The organism is Cupriavidus sp. PET2-C1, assembly GCF_054515855.1.
Genome location: NZ_CM137260.1, coordinates 160,902 through 178,589, shown reverse-complemented (window position 1 = coordinate 178,589; position 17,688 = coordinate 160,902). Strand labels below are relative to the sequence as shown.

At 62.8% G+C, this 17,688-nt stretch carries 16 protein-coding genes; 6 read left to right on the top strand and 10 right to left on the bottom strand.

Annotated features, from left to right (window positions below; genetic code table 11):
* From ACX12D_RS20825 to ACX12D_RS20815, 3 genes are all read right to left on the bottom strand, one after another.
* Positions 1 to 687 (bottom strand): methyl-accepting chemotaxis protein, encoded by a 687-nt coding sequence (locus ACX12D_RS20825; RefSeq protein WP_459375419.1) that lies wholly within the window; start codon positions 685 to 687, stop codon positions 1 to 3.
* 475 nt (positions 688 to 1,162) lie between these two features.
* Positions 1,163 to 1,648: a SixA phosphatase family protein gene (locus tag ACX12D_RS20820; protein ID WP_459375418.1), complete on the bottom strand. Its 486-nt coding sequence runs from the start codon at positions 1,646 to 1,648 to the stop codon at positions 1,163 to 1,165.
* Positions 1,649 to 1,737: 89 nt separating this feature from the next.
* A complete protein-coding gene (locus ACX12D_RS20815; RefSeq protein ID WP_459375417.1) occupies positions 1,738 to 2,883 on the bottom strand; it encodes a GGDEF domain-containing protein in 1,146 nt (381 codons plus the stop codon).
* A 274-nt stretch (positions 2,884 to 3,157) separates the two neighbouring features.
* On the opposite strand from ACX12D_RS20815, the gene ACX12D_RS20810 reads away from it, so the two are divergent.
* Positions 3,158 to 3,976 (top strand): ParB N-terminal domain-containing protein, encoded by an 819-nt coding sequence (locus ACX12D_RS20810; protein ID WP_459375416.1) that lies wholly within the window; start codon positions 3,158 to 3,160, stop codon positions 3,974 to 3,976.
* A gap of 454 nt (positions 3,977 to 4,430) precedes the next feature.
* On the opposite strand, the gene ACX12D_RS20805 is transcribed toward ACX12D_RS20810, so the two are convergent.
* On the bottom strand, positions 4,431 to 6,842 hold the full coding sequence (locus ACX12D_RS20805; RefSeq protein ID WP_459375415.1) for an acylase: 2,412 nt from the start codon (positions 6,840 to 6,842) through the stop codon (positions 4,431 to 4,433).
* A 192-nt stretch (positions 6,843 to 7,034) separates the two neighbouring features.
* On the opposite strand from ACX12D_RS20805, the gene ACX12D_RS20800 reads away from it, so the two are divergent.
* Positions 7,035 to 8,054 carry a helix-turn-helix domain-containing protein gene (locus tag ACX12D_RS20800; RefSeq protein ID WP_459375414.1) on the top strand — a complete coding sequence of 340 codons (1,020 nt, stop codon included), beginning with the start codon at positions 7,035 to 7,037 and terminating at the stop codon, positions 8,052 to 8,054.
* Between the two features lie 47 nt (positions 8,055 to 8,101).
* On the opposite strand, the gene ACX12D_RS20795 is transcribed toward ACX12D_RS20800, so the two are convergent.
* Entirely contained in the window at positions 8,102 to 9,076 is a 975-nt protein-coding gene (locus tag ACX12D_RS20795; RefSeq protein WP_459375413.1) for a LysR family transcriptional regulator, read from the bottom strand.
* Positions 9,077 to 9,286: 210 nt separating this feature from the next.
* Here ACX12D_RS20795 and ACX12D_RS20790 point away from each other — a divergent pair, with 210 nt between their 5' ends.
* Both ACX12D_RS20790 and ACX12D_RS20785 read left to right on the top strand, forming a co-directional pair.
* A complete protein-coding gene (locus ACX12D_RS20790; RefSeq protein ID WP_459375412.1) occupies positions 9,287 to 10,102 on the top strand; it encodes a (R)-mandelonitrile lyase in 816 nt (271 codons plus the stop codon).
* A 57-nt stretch (positions 10,103 to 10,159) separates the two neighbouring features.
* Positions 10,160 to 11,011, top strand: a complete 852-nt coding sequence (locus ACX12D_RS20785) for an aldo/keto reductase (protein WP_459375411.1) — start codon at positions 10,160 to 10,162, stop codon at positions 11,009 to 11,011.
* Between the two features lie 108 nt (positions 11,012 to 11,119).
* Here the strand turns inward: ACX12D_RS20785 and ACX12D_RS20780 are convergent, their stop codons facing one another.
* Positions 11,120 to 11,443 (bottom strand): hypothetical protein, encoded by a 324-nt coding sequence (locus ACX12D_RS20780; protein ID WP_459375410.1) that lies wholly within the window; start codon positions 11,441 to 11,443, stop codon positions 11,120 to 11,122.
* A gap of 151 nt (positions 11,444 to 11,594) precedes the next feature.
* Positions 11,595 to 12,467, bottom strand: coding sequence for a LysR family transcriptional regulator (locus tag ACX12D_RS20775; protein ID WP_459375409.1), 873 nt, complete (start codon positions 12,465 to 12,467; stop codon positions 11,595 to 11,597).
* Positions 12,468 to 12,615: 148 nt separating this feature from the next.
* Between ACX12D_RS20775 and ACX12D_RS20770 the strand changes: the two genes are divergently transcribed.
* Positions 12,616 to 13,689, top strand: a complete 1,074-nt coding sequence (locus ACX12D_RS20770) for an alkene reductase (protein ID WP_459375408.1) — start codon at positions 12,616 to 12,618, stop codon at positions 13,687 to 13,689.
* A gap of 209 nt (positions 13,690 to 13,898) precedes the next feature.
* Here ACX12D_RS20770 and ACX12D_RS20765 read toward each other — a convergent pair whose 3' ends face one another.
* Positions 13,899 to 14,417 carry a GNAT family N-acetyltransferase gene (locus ACX12D_RS20765; RefSeq protein ID WP_459375407.1) on the bottom strand — a complete coding sequence of 173 codons (519 nt, stop codon included), beginning with the start codon at positions 14,415 to 14,417 and terminating at the stop codon, positions 13,899 to 13,901.
* Between the two features lie 672 nt (positions 14,418 to 15,089).
* Between ACX12D_RS20765 and ACX12D_RS20760 the strand changes: the two genes are divergently transcribed.
* The gene (locus ACX12D_RS20760; protein WP_459375406.1) at positions 15,090 to 15,809 is read left to right on the top strand and encodes a tetratricopeptide repeat protein; all 720 of its coding nucleotides are present in this window, start codon (positions 15,090 to 15,092) and stop codon (positions 15,807 to 15,809) included.
* A gap of 175 nt (positions 15,810 to 15,984) precedes the next feature.
* Here ACX12D_RS20760 and ACX12D_RS20755 read toward each other — a convergent pair whose 3' ends face one another.
* Entirely contained in the window at positions 15,985 to 16,845 is an 861-nt protein-coding gene (locus tag ACX12D_RS20755; RefSeq protein WP_459375405.1) for a class I SAM-dependent methyltransferase, read from the bottom strand.
* A gap of 272 nt (positions 16,846 to 17,117) precedes the next feature.
* A complete protein-coding gene (locus ACX12D_RS20750) occupies positions 17,118 to 17,675 on the bottom strand; it encodes a sugar O-acetyltransferase (protein ID WP_459375404.1) in 558 nt (185 codons plus the stop codon).
* Between the last annotated feature and the right edge of the window lie 13 nt (positions 17,676 to 17,688).

Sequence of the window (17,688 nt, the reverse complement as noted above, 5' to 3'; positions counted from 1 at the left end):
TTAAACTTTGATTGGGCCTTTGGACGCGTCGCTCGAGCCGACGACGTGCCGGATCAGCTGATCCATCTCCTTGATGATGTCCGCAAGCACCAGCGTGATCACCGCGAATTCCCTGCCGTACTCTCCCGCCCGTGCCGCCGAGATGCGCGCATTCATTGCGACGATGTTCGCTTGCATCGAAATACCGCCGAGGCGCTCGACAAGATCGGTGTGGCGGTTGCGCACCGCGACCTCGCAACGGTGCATCTCCTCCTGGTAGGCCTGCGTGACGGTCTGCAGCAGTTCAAGCACTGGCGTGGCCTGCGCCACCAGCACGTCGAGGGATGGCGCTCGCCGGCTGGTGTCGGCCAGCGCTAGCGGTGCGTCTATCGCTGTCCTAACCTGGGCGATGAACTCACGGATACGCGCGTCAGCGCGCGGACTACCAAAATACAGTTGCTGCAAAGCGCCGGAGAATACGCCGGGCAAACGCGCATTGCCCGTTACGAGATCCGAATGCGCCGACTCGAACATTGACAGGCAATTGCGTGCGATATCGAGCGCGGCAGTGTCTCCCCGCGAAGCGAGCAATATCTGGAGGACGATCCGTTGCGACAGCATGCGCTGCCTTCCGGAAAGGTTGATCAGTCCGCCGATGGTTTCGGCGGACACTTCGGCCTCGGGTGACTGAGTAGAGAAAGCGTTCATGCCATGCCTTGCAGGTAGTGTCGACGCGGACGCGCACCGCGCTGACCGGCAAAGAAAAGGCGCCCCGAAGCGAGATGCCCGCAAACCGGTTGTCCGGTTCGTGATCATTTCGCTTCGGGGCGCCGTTGCCCGGGATGCTCCATGTCGGAGCGTGTCATCGCGACTTGCCAAATTGTTTCAAGGCCGCCGTTGGCCTGTGTGTCGCCCACGCAATATCCATGCCATAGTTTGCGGAAGCTGCATCAGGCTGCGGGCGCAGGAAAATGGCACGGCGGGACCGAACCGCGCACCGATCCCGTGCCAGATGCCTCATCACGACGCGTGCGCTGGGGCACGGCCTACTGGTCACGGGTAGTGCCCGGCTTGACGAGAAGTGCTTTGTCTGCCGCATCGCCCCCATGAACGGCAAATACGTCTTTGGCCAGATCGATCGCCTCGATCTGGTTTGGGCAAGGGTTCCTCGACGAAGTCCGCGCTATGTCTTCGGTGCGTCCATCCTCACCTTCGTCGGGCCGATCTCCGAGACATCCGCCCACGCCTTTGCATCGAAGCAGAACTCTGCGATGGCGCATGTGGCCATGTCTACGTTCGTGCTAGATAGCCGCTGCGCAAGGCCGGTGAACTCGGGATTGTGGCCGAAGAGCATCACGCGGCTTAGCCCGTCATCGAGTGCGCAAATTACGGCAAGCAAGTTGTCCGGGCTGCTGGCGTAGAGGCGTTCATCGATGACGATGTCCTTGCGCTTGTAGCCAATCTCGTCGGCGATGAGTTGTGCCGTGGTCAGCGCACGCAACGCCGGGCTCGACACGAGCAGATCGGGCTCCATCCCGCGATCAGCCAGGCGCTTGCCCATCTTGGATGCGTCATGACGACCGCGATCGTCCAAGGGTCGCTGCCGATCGTGCAAGGTTGGATCGTCGCGACTCGATTTGGCATGCCGCACAAGAAACAGAGTTTTCATGATCGAGCCGAGGGGGTAGCCCCTTAATGATAGCGAGGATTATCAGCTCCATGCCCTCAACCTGAGCCAAACCAAATCGGCGTAACGGCTTAGCCTGCCTCAACACGGTTGCGCCCTTCCGCCTTGGCGCGATACAGCGCCGAATCGGCCCGTGCCAGCAATTCGTCAAGGGTCGCTTCCCCGGCCTCGATGCTGGCCAGCCCCAGGCTTGCCGTGCAGGCGGGCTGCCCGGGGATGACCGATTGCTGCTCGACTGCGTGCCGCACGCGCTCGGCCATGGCGAGCGCGGTCTCCATGCCGGTATGCGGCAGCAGCACGACAAACTCTTCGCCGCCAAAACGGCCGAGATGGTCCGTGTGGCGCAGTGCCCGCCCTACGATTTGCGCGAAATGCGCCAGCACGCGGTCACCCACCAGGTGTCCGTGCTGGTCGTTGATACGCTTGAAGTGGTCGATATCCATCAGCAGCACCGACAGTGGCTGGCCGCCGCCGCGCCGGTTCTTCAACTCACTACTACCTGCGTGCAGCACGGCGCGGCGGCTCAATACGCCCGTCAGGTCATCGCGTTGCGCCAGGTACTCGAACTGCGCACGTAACCGCTCGCTCACAGTCAGAAGCAGCCCAAGGCAGACGAAGAGCGACGCGAAGCAATACGCTGCAAGGTACGCGGTCTGAATAGCCGAAGGGGAAAACCGCGAAGTATCGACGGCATCCTGGAACAGCGTCGTCGCTGCCCGCATCAGCAAGGCCAGCCCCTGGAAAGCGAGGACAACCGCCATGAAACGCGGCGCAAAACTCTGGCCGTGCTGCCAGGTCAGCCGCGCATGGGTCAGGCATATTGCCGCCAGCACCGAGGTCAGCAGCAACACGCGGATCCGGTAGTCGGGATGGACCAGCAGGAACCAGGTAATGCCAGCCAGGCAGCCAATGCCCAGGGCGAGCCAGCTTTTCCAGGTGCAGGGCACCCCGTAGAAGCGCTGGCTGCCGAAGTAGAACAGTGCACAGCCCGAAAGCAGCAGCGCGTTGCCGCCAAGTGCGACGAGCACGGCCGGCCACTGCCCGTCCATCGCATAGAACGCGGTGGAAAGCGCGCAAAGCAGCGGTGCCAGCGCCCAGGGTAGCAACCCTTTGATGGAGGCAGGATAGGCGCGGCGAAAGGCCAGCAGGACGACGCCCAGGGCGATATTGATCATCCCCGTCATCGCCGACATGGAGCGCAGGTCCAGGTTTAGCATGGGTCAGCCGTGGAGATACAGATTTGACCGTGGTCGTTGACCGGTCGGGATGCCGTTAGGAAATGCGGTCATGTCAGGGTGCCCGTTCAAGCTGGCGGTTTCTCCACAGACGTTCCAGTTAGCTCTGGTTCAAGTACAACGAATTGTGCACATGGCACTGTGCGCACATTGTACCGGCGGTTAGCCACCGCCCAGCCGCCCAGCCGCCAGGTCGGCCGTCGCCTGGTAAGGCGAGCAGTGTGTACACTACGGCCCTACCTTTTTCGCTTGACCCATGACGATCACTATCAACGAAGACCTCCGTGCCTATATCGATCCACTGACAGAAGACGAATACGCGGCACTAGAACGCAGCTTGCTCACGGAAGGGTGCCGCGACGCACTGGTGTTGTGGGGCGATCTCCTGGTGGACGGACACAACCGCTACAGCATCTGCCGGAAGCACGGAATCCCGTTCAATACGGTACAAAACCAGACGTTCAAGTCCATGGACGATGTGCACCTGTGGATGATCGACAATCACCTCGGGCGGCGCAGCGTATCGGATTTCCAACGCGGCGTACTCGCATTGCGAAAGAAGGAAATCGTATCCGCGCGTCTGGCGCAAGCGCAGGCCCAGCAAGGCTCCGCAGAGCCTGCCGGGGCTGAAGCCGCCACGCAATCCGGGGCCGGTCCAGTGCTGACTCGCGAGGCTGTTGCGCGCACAGCGCGGGTGAGCAGTGCGACGCTGGGTCAGATCGAAAAAATTCAGAAGACGGCTGCGCCCGAATTGGTCAGCGCGGTAAAGGCGGGCGTGATTTCCATTAATGCCGCGGCTGCCGTGGCCTCCTTGCCTGGCGAGAAGCAGGTGGCGGCCGTTGCCGGAGGCAAGAAGGAACTGCGCCAGGTGGCGAGACAGGTGCGCGAGGCCCGCGTGCCGCCCAAGCCTGACCCGACGCCCCCACCCAGCGACGCCACACCCGATCAACTTGCCATTCACCGCCTGACGCTATTGGTTGCGCAGCTCACAGAAGAGCGCGACCAGTTGAAAAAGAAGGTGCAGCACTTGACGATTGCGCTTGCAGAGGCCCGCGATGGGCTATCGGCTGCGTGAGGCACTCTTATCTGGTGGGCGGGTACAGGTGCCTTAGCTCAAGCACGACTTACGCTAGTCGAGAGCGCGCCGTTGTAGTGATGCTCGCCTGAACCAAGGCCCATCATTTTTTTAAGGTTCTTCAGACATTCGCGTGGGTACTGCACGCGGGTGCAAGTGGCGGGAAGCGGAACGCTGGTTTGCTCCCCTCTCCCATGAAATGGGAGAGGGGCCGGGGGAGAGGGCGGGCGCTCGCTCAAGGTGATGCGCCTCGCTCTTGCGCAGGCCCGCCCTCTCCCCCAACCCCTCTCCCGCCATGCGGGAGAGGGGAGCCACGGCAGCGCTGGATCTGGCCCAGCGATAAATCGACCCACACGAAAGTCGGATGGACCTTTTTTAAGTACGCATTCTCCGCACGCGGATCGCCGATCGATGGCGGAGCGGGGCCGGCGGCCCCGCTCCCAACGCTGCCGGCTTACTGGCTCAGCCGCGTTACCTTCAACTGCGGGTCCGCCGCAATTGCCTGCTCGCTGAACGGTAGCCGCACCCACCGCTTGGCGGAGTACTCCGCCATCTGGTCAAAGGCGTGCGGCGATTGCCGATCTACGGATTGGCCATACACCAGCAGCGCCTCGGCGACCGGCCCTTGCTCGTCAAAGCCGACGGTCTGCACGTAGCTGGTCCCGAAGTAGACCTGCAGCCCCTTGTCCGACACCGGGGTGCTTTGCAGCTTGTTGAGCACGCCTTCGTATTCCTCGCCGCCGTGCAGGGCGATGCGGCCAGTTGGCGCCGTGGCGGCCTGCACCTGGCCCAGCGGCGCATCCAGTGCAAAGCCGGCAGTGCGCATGGCTTGCACGGCGTCCTTCAGTGCCTTGAAGACCTCGGTGCGCACAGACGCATCGCGCATGCGCAGTCCGCGTGGCGTGTTGACCGGATCGGTGGGGTTGAACTCGATGGCGTAGACCTTGGGGATCTTGCTGGCGCGCATCCAGAACTCGCGGAACAGCGGTGCGGCACGGCTGTCGAGGTTGCTGTGGCGGTCCCACTTGCGCAGCGCCGCGCAGCCGTCGCTCAGGTCGGCGTCCTTGGTACCGACGCAGGCCTCGAGCAGGTCATCCAGCACGAGTTCGCCGGAGAGGTTGCGGTCGCGGAACAGCACGGCCTGCAGGCCGGGCACGTCAAAGCGGTTCCCGGGCAGGCCGTCCTCCCCCGCGAGGCGGCGGCCGATTTCCATCAGGCCAACGCGCGTGCGCAGGCGTTGCGCAACGTCGGTGGGACCCAGCACCGGTGAGAAGCCGGTCAGCTTCTGGCTGGGATTGGACAGCCACGAACTGTCATTGCTGTTGGCGACATAGTCATCGCGTAACAGCACGGGCATGGCGTTTGGCGCGACCAGCCCCGGTACCGGCGATGCCGCGTCCACCGTCCAGTTGCAGCTAGCCCGCGTGCCGTCCAGCAGGACCATGCCGGTGCCCTGCATCAGCTTGGCGGCCAGCGCGGCGCTGTCGCCGGCCGGCGTGCATTGCTTGAGCATGTCGGCCGATACGTTGGGCGCGACCGATACATCGGCAAACATGGCGCGGCCTTCACGGTCGGTGGCAATGGTGTTGACCCACGGAATGCCCAGGCGGCCAATGGCGGTCCGGATGCCAGCCACGTCGCGCGCGCGGCCGATGTCAAGCCAGGTGTCGACCGAACGCGTGTTGTTGCGGTTGGCGTCGCGCAGCGCGTAGGCCTTTTGCGCGGACCACGGCAGGCCGGCCGCTGGCATGGACAGCACCGGGCCGTATTCGGTCATGTAGAAGGTGTGCGAGCGCTGCTCGGTACGGCCGTCGGGCAGTTTTGCCGCATAACTGACGGTGCGCGGGGTCATCTTGCGCGGCGCGCCGTCCACCAGGTAGGTGGTGGGGTCGCCTTCGGCCAGTTTCAGTTCATACAGCGTGAAGCGGCGGGCGGTGGACACGGTGTGCGTCCAGGCCACGTCCTTGTTGAAGCCGATGCTGATGATGGGGAACGAGGCAATGGACGCACCCATGACGTCCAGCTTGCCCGGTATGGTCAGGTGCGCTTCAAAAAAGCGATTGGTGGTGGTCCACGGAAAATGCGGATTTCCCAGCAGCAGGCCGCGCCCATTGGTGGTGGCTTCCTTGCCAAAGGCCCAGCCGTTGCTGCCGATCGGCGGATCCAGCAGTTGCAGGTCGTTGTTGACGGCTTCGAAGTCGATGCTGGCGACGTCCAGCGCCCCCGCCTGCTGCGCGGTCTTGGCGCCACCCGCAGCCCTGGGCGGCACGGCGGCGACAATGCCCGCTGCCAGCGCACCGGCGCTGGCCTGGATGCTCTTCTCCTCGGCCAGGCGGAACAAGTCGATGGCGGTAACGGGCCGCACCCAGTCAGCGTTGCGGCAGCCAGCCGGGCGTTGGGCGGGCGGGGTATCGCGCAGGTAGCGGTTGTAGCCGGCGATATAGCCGCGCAGCAGTTCGCGCGCCTCTGGCGTCGCCTGCGCGTAGCCGGCGCGCAGGGCGTCGTCATCGATGATGGCGCGGAAGAACGGGTCGGATTCGCTGTTCTTGATGCGCTTGAACGACACCTCGGTACTTTCGTCGGGGCCGAACACGCGCGAGCGATCGCCGCTGACCGTGACGACCTGGTCGGCCATCAGGCAGACGTTGTCCTGCGCGTATGCGTAGCCCATGCCGAAGGCCAGGCTGGCGTAGTCGTTTGCCTTGATATGGGGAATGCCATAGGCGGTGCGGCGGATCTCGGCGTTGAGTCCGCCCTCGCTCCAGTTGGCGCTGTCGCTGCCTGCGGTGGCGCAGCCGCCCAGGGTGGCGGCCGCCAGCACGGCGCCGCCAAGTGCGGTCGCGCCGCGCACGATGCGTTGCTTCATTGTGTTGTCTCCTCGTTCTTGTGTGTTCTTGTGTCTGTGGGCCCATGGAACGTTGCGCGTCAAGAAGCGACGCGCCATGGTGCCGCTGACATGGTCGGGCATCGGGGCCGTGACAGGTAGAGCGGATTCCGCCACAATTGGTGGCGTTCCCGCCATCGGGTCGGCACCTTTCCAACCACAACCCACCGCGCCATGTCGGACGTCTATCTGCTGTGCTACCCCTCGGCCGTTGTCTCCGCCCTCTCCACCGCGGTCGACATGCTGGACATTGCCAACACGCTGGCCTCGATGCAAAGGCGGCGGCGCGGCACGGCGGCGCCTTTTCGCTGGCGGCTGGCGGTAGCCGAGCCGCAACGCTGGCAGGCGCTGGCCAGCGTGCTGCGCTGCACGTGCGTGCCGCTGGACGAGTTGGCCGGCGCAGGCAAGGACGCCATGGTGGTGATCGCGCCACCGTTGTTTGATCACATCGCCGGGCTCGAGCATATGCTGTCGCTATTGGACCGCGAACGCGCCGCCATCGCGGCAGCTGCTACGCGCGGCGCGCTGGTGGTAGCGCCGTTCACGGCGGTGGCACTTCTGGTCGCCATGGATTTGCCGGCGCAGCGCAAGCTGGCGGTGCCGTGGCTGATTGCCAACTGGATGCAGCTGTGTGAGCCCGAGCGACGGTTGCAGGCCGACCAGCCAGTGGTCAAGAGCGGCAACGTGCTCAGTTCCCGCGCGCTGGATCGCCTGCATGCGCTGTTGCTGCAGGCGGTGGCACATACCGCCGGTAACGCCCTGGCCCGCACGCTGGGCAACGCCTTGCTGGACCAGCCCGAGCGCGGCGAGGCCGTCAACATCTGGCTGAAGACCGCCGCCGATGCCCCGCGCCTCAGCGTGGCGCTGCGCGCGCGCCGCTACCTGCAGCAGCACCTGGCCGAGCCCTATGACCTGCCCCGGCTGGCAGCAGTGGCGTCCACCAGCGAACGCACGCTGCTGCGGCATTTCATGAAGACCGTGGGCATGTCGCCGCTGCAGTTCCTGCACCGATTGCGGGCTGAGCGCGCCTGCCATCTGCTGGAAGTCTCCACGCTCAGCCTGACCGCCATTGCCGAACAATGCGGCTACCAGGATATGTCCGCATTCCGCAACCTGGTGCGCCGCCATACCGGCCAGACACCGGGCGCGCATCGGCGGGCGCATTCGGTGCGCGCGGAATTGCGGGCGGGCTGAATGCCATGGACTGGCGCCTCAGGCGGCACCAAGCGCAGCTTGCGCTTTCATTTCCCCAGCCGTTGCGCCTGCCGCCAGCCCTGCAAGGCCGCCCCAAGTTCTTTTGCCGACAGCACGAATTGAGGAGAGTCCAGCAGGCGGGAAATCGCGAGATCCAGAAACAGTCGCATGCGCCTGGGCTGTGCGGAGCGGCTTCCGTAGTAAATATGCAGCCCGATGTGCGCGCTGATGTGCGGGAGTAGGACCGGTACCAGCCTGCCGGCGCGGATGTGGGCCGCCGCGGAGAAATTGGCGAGCTGGCCGATCGCTTGGCCAGACAGTACCGCCTGCAGTTCGAGTTCGGAGTCGTTGGTCGAGAACGCCGGGGACATCGGCCGACGCTCGAACTTGCCATCGACAGTCAAGTACCACGGCGCCACCGTGCCGGTTGCCGGGTGGCGATAAACACTGCATCGGTGGGTCACCAAATCGTCCGGCGTGGCGGGAACGCCATATGTGGCCAGGTAGGCCGGGGCGGCGCACACGATCATCTGGATCGGGAACAACTGCCGGCCGATCACGCCCTCGCTCGGCGAAGTGCCAATCCTGAAACCGACATCCACACGGTCCAGCACCCAGTTGCCAATGCCATCGTCAAGCTGGACGTCGGGCTGAATGCCGGGGTAAGTCCGGCAGAACGCATCGAGCAGCGGCATGAGAACTGGCGCGAATGATGACTTCGGGCCCACGATGCGCAGCGGTCCGGCGATGTCATCCTTGGCTTCGCGGGCCATGGCGAGTGCCCTGTCCAGCGCCGCGATTGCCGGCTGGGTGTTTTCGAGCAAGCGCTGCCCTTCTTCGGTGAGCGCCAGGTTGCGTGTCGTGCGGTGCAGGAGCCGAACGCCAAGGTGCTGCTCCAACTGTGCGATTGCCTGGCTGGCCGCCTGCGGCGTGACCCCCTGTGCTTGCGCCGCCCGCCGGATGCTTCCCAATTCGATCGCCTTGGCGAACATGGAGATGGCTCTGAATTCATTGATCGGCATGATGATCCCCCGGGAAATCGCCCTCCATTATCAAGTTTTCCTTGTCACTGATGCAAGCCGGAACGGCCTAGCGGCTTGAGACAGCACGCTTTAAAGTTGCCGACATCGGCCTTATCGGCGGGAGAACACCATGAACAAGGGCCATGGCAATCGCTATCTCGCAGCGTTGCAAGCACGCGCAGGACGACCAGCGCAGGAGGTCACGAGAACATGATGAAGTCCATGGTCATTGCCACCCTCGCGCTGTCGATGCTGCATGCCGCCAATGCGGCAGAACCGGATCTGCAGATTTCACGCGCGGGTTCGCGCCAGGCCCAGACAGTGCAGACGCAGAACTTCACGGGTCAGGTCCAGGTCGAGATGTTGTTCGCGCCCATCGGGCCGGGCCGCACATCGGCAGGCGCGGTGACCTTCTCTCCCGGCGCCCGCACCGCATGGCACACGCATCCGCTTGGCCAGACGCTCATCGTCACCTCCGGCGTTGGCCGCGTCCAGCGCTGGGGTGGGCCAGTCGAAGAGATACGGTCCGGCGACGTCGTGCGCATCCCGCCCAACACGAAACACTGGCACGGCGCGGCGCCGAACAGCGCGCTGACGCACATCGCGATCCAGGAAGCCCAGGACGGGAAGACCGTGAACTGGCTGGAACAGGTCAGCGACGAGCAATATGGCGCGGCCGCCGCCAAGCCGGCGGCACAAGATGCTTCGCAGCCCTCGGTAGCGCAGCGGCGCTTCGGCGACGTGGCGCCCAAGCTGGCGCAACTGACTGACGATGTGCTGTTTGGAGACGTCTGGGCTCGGCCCGGCCTGTCGCCACGCGACCGCAGCCTGGTCACCGTGAGTGCGCTGATCGCGATGAACCGCCCGGACCAGCTGCGCTCGCATATGGCGCTGGCCCGGCGGAACGGCGTCACCGAGGCCGAACTTGTCGAGACGCTGACCCACCTGGCCTTCTATGCCGGCTGGCCCAGCGCCGTGACGGCAGCCGGTATCGCGCGGGAAGTCTTCAACACGAAGCCGCAGTGAAGGGCCATTTGCAGGTGTCCTGCCATACCTGCCCCATTCCCCAGGAAGGAGCCAACCATGCAAGAAGTCACCCTGAACAACGGCATCAAGATGCCGATCCTCGGCTACGGCGTTTTCCAGATCGCCGATGCGGCCGAATGCGAACGCTGTGTCGTCGATGCCGTGCAAGCCGGCTATCGCCTGATCGACACCGCAGCGTCCTATCGCAACGAAGAAGCAGTCGGTCGCGGGCTGAAGCGCTGCGGGGTGCCGCGTGACCAACTATTTGTGACCAGCAAGCTGTGGGTCGAGGATGCGGGCTACCTGCACACGCGCGCCGCCATCGACAAGTCGCTGGCCCGGCTAGGTTTGGATTATCTGGACCTGTACCTGATCCACCAGCCGTACTCGGACGTGCACGGCTCGTGGCGGGCGATGGAAGAGGCGTATCGAGCCGGCAAGCTGCGTGCGATCGGGCTGAGCAACTTCCAGCCGGACCGGCTGATGGACATCCAGGCATTCAATGAGGTAGCGCCCGCTGTCAACCAGATCGAAGTCAATCCCTTCCACCAGCAAACGGAAAGTGTGGATTTCATGCGCGGGCTTGGCGTGCGGCCAGAGGCCTGGGCGCCGTTCGCCGAAGGCCGAAACAATCTCTTCCAGAACGACCATCTGCTTACCGTCGCGGCGCGCCACGGCAAGACCGTGGGGCAGGTGGTGCTGCGCTGGCTGGTCCAGCGGGACATCGTGGCCCTGGCGAAGTCTGTGCGCAGGGAGCGCATGGTGGAAAATCTCGCCGTTTTTGATTTCGCGTTGTCGGAAGACGACATGCAGGCCATCTCACAGCTCGAAACCGGCACGAGCAGCTTCTTCTCGCATCGCGATCCGGCGATCGTCAAGTGGATGAGCGAGCGCCGGCTCGGCCTCTGAGCGCGCTGGCATGCTTCGAAGCGCTGCGCGCGACGGACGAAACCGCATATCCTGGGTTGGGCACCGTCCCTCGGCGCCAAGGCAGTGAATACGGATCAACCAGCAACGCTATGGCACGGCGTGAAACCGCTTCCACGCCTCCGCCTCAAGCTCGCCACAGGACGAGACAGCGATTCCCCGCTCATCCAGAATCTGGAAGACTTGCTGATCGCGCCCTATGCTAGACGCGCCATCGAGTCCAAGAAGCAGGCTGTACATGGCATCTCGCAAAACGCCATCGAGCACGTTACGAAGCTGCTCGGTCTGGTCCGCCGTCAGCGCCATATTCCGAATCTGCGTAGCGATGACGCTCTCGCCTTGTTCGCCCATAAAAACGGAAAGGAGATCGCTTTTGAGGTCTACCCAATTTCCCACGAATGTAGCTGCATCCATTTTCTTTGCTCGTTTGCAGTAGCCGGGACACAGTGCGCGGCAGTTTAGTTCGGCGCAAGCTCAATTCGGCAATGGCCGGGCCGGCGCGTCACGATTGTAGCCTCCCTTGAACGGCCTGATTTGGTTGTGGCCGTCCGATCCAGCGGCCGAGCTACTGCCCTAAACGCTCCCGAAGGAACTCGATGAAGCGCTGCGTTTTAGCCGGCAACAGACGGGTTTCGGTCATGGCATAAACGGGCATCGGCGTGCCGTGCCATTCCGGCATGATGCGACGCAGCTTTCCGCTGGCCAGTTCATCAGCGACGACTTCCTCCGGCATCAGCACGATGCCCATATCGAGCGTTGCCAGGCGGCGGCTCATGCCAACGCTGTTGAGCATGAACCGCCCGCCCACCGACACCGTGACGCTTCGCCTCCCGTCGCGCAACGTCCACGAACCCGCCTTCAGGATGCTCAAGCACTCGTGCCGATCCAGGTCAGCGGGCTTGTTTGGCTCGCCCGACCGCTCAAGGTAGCCAGGCGAGGCGTAGAGGCAAGGCGTAAGCGAGGCCAACGCCCGTGCGATCAGTTGCGAGTTTTCGGACTCCCCCATGCGGATAGCCACATCGAAAGGCTCGCTGACCAGATCGACCCGTCGCGGAGTCAGGTCGAAATCGAAAGTGATGCCGGGATAGAGGCCGGCAAACTCGGCGATCAAAGGCGCCAGGTAGGTGACTGCGAAATCCACCGGCAACGATGCCCGCAGCACACCGCTGGGCTGGGCAAGCATGTCGCCGAGCTGCTCATGTGCCAGCCGGGCTTCATCGACGATGCGCTTGCATCGCTCGAAGTAAATCTGGCCGGCTTCGGTCAATTCGATCTTGCGTGTCGTGCGATGCAGCAGGCGCAGCCCGATCGCTTTCTCCAATGCGCCGATTCGCCGCGACAGTGTCGAGTTCGGCACGCCCATCACCTCCGCGGCACTACGGAATCCCTTGGCTTTGACGACCTCCACGAACAAGGCCATGTCGTTCAACAGCTCCATGCTCGTTGCTCCATCAATGGATCAATGTTCTCCAAATTACCATATTTATCCCGCGCGAGAAGCAGGCGATGATGCCTCCATCCGAAGCGCGGCTTCGCCGGAAGCGAGCCAGCCCTTCCCTTCATCACCACTTTCCGAGGATTCCATCATGAGCAAACTGTTCGCCCCCGTCCGCGTCGGCCGCCACATCCTGCAAAACCGCCTGGTCATGGCACCGATGACCCGCAGCCGTGCCCAATTCGACGGCACGCCGGGAGAGCTGGCTGCCGAGTATTACGCCCAGCGCGCCAGCGCCGGCCTGATCGTCGCCGAAGGCACCCAACCCTCGGACGATGGACAGGGCTACCTGACCACACCGGGCATCTACACCGATGCGCACGTCGCCGGGTGGAAGAAGACCACTGACGCCGTGCATGCCAAGGGTGGCCACCTCTTCATCCAGCTCATGCACGCCGGGCGCATGTCGCACCCGGACAACACGCCGCATCATCGCCAGGGCGTCGCACCGTCGGCCATTGCCCCAGGCACGCAGATGTTCACGGCCAAGGGCATGCAGGACATTCCCGTGCCGCGTGCGCTGACCACCCAGGAAGTGCACCAGACCGTTCAGGATTTCCGCCATGCGGCGCGCCGGGCTATCGAGGCGGGCGCCGACGGCGTCGAGATCCACGCTGCAAACGCCTACCTGATCCAGCAGTTCCTCGCACCGAGCGCGAACACACGCACCGACGAGTACGGCGGTTCGATCAAGAACCGCGCCCGCTTCGCCCTCGAAGTCGCCGCCGCGATTGCCGAGGAAATCGGTGCGGACAGGACCGCGATTCGCCTGTCGCCCGGCACGACGCTGTGGGGTATCGACGAAGGCGCCGAAGGGCCGGATCTGTACCGCTACCTGGTCGCCGAACTCGACAAGCTGGGCCTGGCCTACGTGCACATCCTGCACCAGGGCAACGAGCCGCTGCTGGCCGACATCCGCAAGCTCTGGAAGGGCACGCTGATCCTGAACCGGCCGAGCCGCCCGCGTGACCAGATCGGGGCCGACGTGGCATCGGGGCTGGCCGACCTGGAAGCCTACGGCCAGATGGTTCTTGCGAACCCGGATTTCGTCGCCCGGCTGAAGACCAATGCGCCGATGAACGAAGCTCGGCACAGTGCCTTCTTCGGCGGCACGGCGCAGGGCTACACCGATTACCCGACCTTGAGCGAAGCCCAAGGAGCCTGAGGCCACCACAACGCGTGCCGGCCGACACCGGCCGCCCGCCGACCCGCCTGGGCGCGTATGCCGCCCTCGGCGTCATCCTTCGCCGGCCCAGCCGCGCATTGAATGCCGGCTAACTGATCAGGCCTGCGATGGCAATGGCGATGGCATTCCAACGTCCCGATGAATGGGCTTAGCCGAAGACGGGAATATCGAAGGCCGCTTCGTTGCGATCATCGAAGCTTCAGAACCATGTGCTGTTCGTCGTAGAACCGCCCATCCACCTTCATTGCGCGGGGTTCGATGCCGAAAGCTGCGAATCCCAATGATTCGTACAATTGCTTGGCCGCCGTGTTTTCCGTATTGACGCACAGATTGCACTGCGCGCTATCCCAGTTCTTGGACGCATGGGCCATCGCCGTATTCAACAGATCCCGCGCGACTCCCTTGCCGCGTTGGTTCGGGGCAACAAATACTCCCCAGATGGTCGCCTTGTGGCTCACTTGCGAGAGCGATTCGCGACGTACGCCAGCGATGCCAACCAGGGTGTCACAAGCGAACGCACCAAAAACAGCCTGCGTAGGCGTTGATTGAATTCGCCCTGCGACTTCACTGACAGAGCGCGCCTCTTCCTCGACGCGGGTTGGCCAGATTGCCGTGGGAGCGTTCTCGATAGCGAGTAGACGGATTGCCTTGAAGATTGCTGCGTCAGCGGCGGTAAGTAGTCGGATTTCAACCGAGGAGGTGGTCATAAAGCCTCAGAGATATGCGTTTGCGTCATTTGAATAATGACGCATTTTTAGAATGCCGCGGTTGCCACGCAACGTCTGGCGTCAATCGCTAGCTACGCGTGCGTAGCAATTGAAATCCCTTGGTGTGCCGCGAACCATGCGGTAGGAGCGAGCCATCCCGCATCTTAGCCCGTCGCGCTACCTGTCTGGGGCCTCTGACGCGCAGTACGAACTGGCGTTAGCGCCATCGATCGAGAATTCTGTCGCACGGCATACATGAGCGGCCGCTCATGGCTGCGGGTTCAACCGGTCGATGCAGGATCCTAGCGAAAGCGCTCTAGCGCCTCACTAGCGCGGCCTACAGACACGCATGCTGTGCGTCCGTTGGATCTCCGCAACACACCCCACTTCGGAAGCCCTCCCCCACCGTTCTGGTGATGGTAATTTGCAGTCCGCAGAAGAATGACAACGCGAACTATGATCTGGGAGTGCATCCGTGCGAAACGAGGCTCCAGCGGTCCCGATCTGGCGGTTCGGTCGTTGAAGGTAACGAGGCTATCGAGAAGCGGCTGCGCACCTTCGCAGCCGCCATCGACCGCGACCCAGCGATTCTCTGATTCCGCATGCGATGCGCCGATCAAGGCGCAGATAGTTGATTGAAGGATAGATAGCTCTGGTAAGGGGAGATACTCCATGAAGCTGGTACGGGCACTACTGACGACCGTAGCGCTGCTGCTTTCGATCTCGTGTTTGGCGCAGGAGGCAAGCACTCCTTCGGCGCTCGATGCCGAAGCTGCACGACTGCTACTGGAGGGTTCGCGGCTGACAAAAACGGGCAAGCTAGCAGAAGCGATTGAGGACTTCGACAAGGTAAGCGCCATGTATGAGAGCGCGTTCCGAGGCAGCAAGGCCAGGCTATTTAGCGCTAGATTCCAGCCCGAGGCATTGCTTTACCTCTTGGAAGCAGCCAATGCCAAGACCCCGGCCAGGGTTGTGTCCGGCAATTGGGCCTACGCGTATTACATGAAAGGCTACGTGCTGGTCGAGCTTGGCCGGCTGGCGGACGCCAAGGTTTCGCTGCAACAGGCCATTGATCTAGCCCCGCACAATTCCCAGTTTATTTCGGAACTGGCGGGTGTGTATCAACGAGAAAAGGACTGGTCTCTGGCGATGAAGACCTTCCAAGCTGCCGAAATGCAAGCGCGTGAATTTTCTCCACCGGAGCTAAAAAACGCAGAGCTTTCGCGAGCATGGCGCGGCCAGGGATACGTCTACGTAGAACAGCACCAATTCGATGAGGCTGAGGCCCTGTATCACAAATGCCTCGAATTGGATGCTTCCGATACCAAGGCCGCAAATGAACTCCGTTTCATTCAAGCCCAGCGGGTGAAAAAGGACAACCAAGCTCGGTGAGTGCCGGTGCGGCGCGACGGCGACCACGTTCGCCTTGCGAATGCGATTGGTGACCAGATTCTCAAGCGTCCGCATCAGCCGACGAACCGACAAGTGTCGTCGATGCGCGAATGTCCGTTGTTTAAGTTGAAACGGTCATTTGTGCGGTCAAGTCGCTCGGAAAGTGCGCGGACAGCTAGGTATTGGCTACCAGCAGTTCCTCAGCATTGCTCGGCGGCCGCAGACCATCTGTCCTGCCCATGAAGTAGCGCCCGGCAAGATCGGCCGCCGAGACGTGCCGCGCTTCTTTAAAGCCTGCTTCATGGGCCAACGCCAGGATATCCGGTGGGATGAAGAAGCTGAGGAACGGTGTCCCGCTTGCTCGCGCTCCTTTCTCCGCCATCTCAAGCCCGGGACGTACTTCGGGGTCTGCCAGCTCCAATGGAAGCAGGAACGTCATGGCGAGCGTCGACCCGGGGGCAAGGGCTGCGACGTCGCGCAGCGTGGCTGCGTTCGCATCCCTGGTGAGATACATGCTGACCCCCGTTGAGACCACGATTGCCGGCTTTCTGCCATCGAAGCCGGCTGTCACGAGCCCGTCCCGCCAGGATCCGCCTGCCTCGAAATCGACCGGCACGAAGCGCAGCCAGTCCGGGACACCGAAGCCGAGCTCGATCAGGCGCTGACGCTTCCACGCCTGAGGACCTGGCTGGTCCACCTCGAATACCCTGAGGCGGGACGCGATCTCGGGTCTGCACTGTGCGAAGGTGTCAAGGCCCGCACCGAGGATGACATACTGACTGACCCCGCGGGCGGCCTGCTCCGCGACCAGGTCCTCAATGAAGCGAGCACGAGCCACGATGGAAGCGCGAAAAGGACGCGTGAACTCTGGGTCCATATCCCCGCGGCTGCGCCAGCCCTCGTCCGGGGCCAGCAGCCTAAGGCCGATTTTGTCTTCCAGCACATGTGGCAGGGGGTCGACCTCGACATGCAGTGCGCGCCACAAGGCGACGCGCGCTGCTGTGCTGTCCGCCGCTACATCTTGCTTGTCGTTCATGCCGTTCAATCCTCCTGTTGGCTGGCCTTCGCCTGAAGCTGACCGACCAATACGGTGCCACGTTATGTCAGAAGGCGTAGTTGCTTCGTCCCTTTAATGATTGACTGAGAACGCTCCACACAGCATCCACGCATGGAAATGCTGCGAGCAGCAAGAATATCACCTGCCCGACTCAGCGCCGGAACGCGACCCACAAAGGACAGTCGCCTTTCTCCAGAGCGGACTTTCATAGCCCGGCTTCGGCCAGTAGCCGCTCCCTTACAGCTGTTCCCTTAGTCAGCAATCGAACGAATAACCCTCGCCGGATTTCCACCGACAAGAGTATTCGGGGGGACGTCCTTGGTGACTACCGATCCTGCTGCGACAACCGAGTTCTCGCCTACGGTTACGCCGCCAATAATGGTCGCGCCGGCTGCGATCCAGACGTTTCTCTCAATCACGATGGGCTTTGCGATTACGCCGTTATGCCGCATGGAAGGTTCAATGGGATGACCAGATGTGATGATGCTCACGTTCGGCCCAATCATCACATCATCGGCAATGTCGAGTCCGCCAAGGTCATAGAAAGTGCAATTCTGATTGACGAAGACATTGCGCCCGATACTGATATCAACCCCGCCGGTCGTGTAGAACGGTGGTATCAATAAAAAGCTGTCGTCCACCTTCTTACCGATGAGCTCGCTGAACAAGGCACGGACTGCATCCGCATCGTTGAATGTCAGCCGGTTGAGAGTGGCGGTGATCGCCATCGCTCGTTTGATGTCTGCTGACATGGCAGCTGATTCCGGCGTTCTCCTAGGAATTACTTTGGTGCGGTCATCATTCGCCATTCGTTTATTCCTT